This window comes from Halomonas sp. AOP30-A1-24 (assembly GCF_052378165.1).
Taxonomy (GTDB): Bacteria; Pseudomonadota; Gammaproteobacteria; order Pseudomonadales; family Halomonadaceae; genus Vreelandella; species Vreelandella citrativorans.
On record NZ_JBQSXL010000074.1, the window covers coordinates 1 to 1,384 of the forward strand.

Here is a 1,384-nt window from a genome sequence, read left to right on the forward strand (position 1 = left end):
GAGTTATTGTCAAATCTGGTGTATGACCATCAGGCGGCGTCTCTGCCAGTTTGATCATCCACCTGCTCTCCATCCCGAAACTGGACGTTGTCCACGACCAGCTTCAGTTGGTCGAACCCCTTGATCCGCTTCCAGCGTTTTTGGGCGGATTGGAGTAATTTGAACACCATCGATAAGGTGGTGTCGCGAGAGCCGCAGGATCGGCTCTGCTTGGTTCTTAACCGCACGGTGGCGAAGGTGGATTCAATCGGATTGGTGGTCCGCAAGTGAATCCAGTGAATGGCCGGGAAATCGTAGAAGGCCAACAGCTCGTCCCGGTCCTTCTCAAGGTTTTCCATGGCCTTCGGGTACTTGTCCTGAAACCGCTTCAACGTGCTGTCAAAGGCCTTGTGTGCGCTGTCACGGGTCTCCGCCAGATAGATCTCGTGCAAGGCTGACTTCACTTTCGGTTGTACTGACTTGGGCAGCTTGTCCAGTACGTTAGCGGTCTTGTGCACCCAGCACCGCTGGTGCCGGGTTTCCGGAAACACCTTGCTCAGCGCTTTCCAGAAGCCCAGAGCCCCGTCGCCTACGGCCAGCTTGGGCGCATAATCCAGGCCACGTTCCCGCAAGCCAGTGAGCAGCTCACGCCAGCTGGCTTCAGACTCCCGGTGGCCATCTTCAACAGCCACCAGCTCCTTGTGGCCGTGCTCAGTGACCCCAATGATCACCAGCAGGCAGAGCCGGTCATCCAGGCGGACATTGCTGTAGACACCGTCCGCCCACCAGTAAACGTAGCGCTTCTGGCCCAGGTCACGGTGACACCACTCCTCGTGCTCCTTCAGCCACTGGGCCTTGAGCCGGGTCACCGTATTGGCGGACAACCCCTTGGCCTGCTCACCGACCAAGGCGTTCAGAGCCTCCTGAAAGTCGCCAGAGGAGACCCCTCGCAGGTAGAGCCAAGGGATGAGCTCATCCAGACTCCGAGCCCGCTTCAAGTACGGCGGCAGGAGCTGGCTGTTAAAGCGAATGCCGGAGCCGCTGCGGTCTCTGACCTTGGGCACCTGAACGTCAACATCCCCAACGCCTGTCTGGATTGTGCGCTTAGGTAGGTGTCCGTTGCGCACCACAGCTTGGCGCCCATCAGGTGTTGAAACATCGGCATACTGGTTCAGCAAGCCCTGAAGCTCCGACTCGACCGCCTTGGCAATCAGGTCACGGGCACCCTGACGGATCAGCTCGTGCAATGGGTCGGTGGTGGCCACCTCTGGTTGTGAAAGAGCGTGCAGGTTAGACTTGGACATGGCGTATCATTCCTCTGTTGGTTGTGATCTTGGCGGTGATCAACCAACAGGATACGCCACCCCTTCAGCCTGCTTCCATACACCAGAAATCACCATAGCTC

Annotated in this window: 1 protein-coding gene; it reads right to left on the bottom strand. The window is 58.2% G+C overall.

The genetic code is table 11. The annotated features are described in order from the left end of the window. Positions 1-29: 29 nt before the first annotated feature. A complete protein-coding gene (locus tag ACT3TJ_RS17910; protein WP_085918100.1) occupies positions 30-1,283 on the bottom strand; it encodes an IS256 family transposase in 1,254 nt (417 codons plus the stop codon). Positions 1,284-1,384 lie beyond the last annotated feature (101 nt).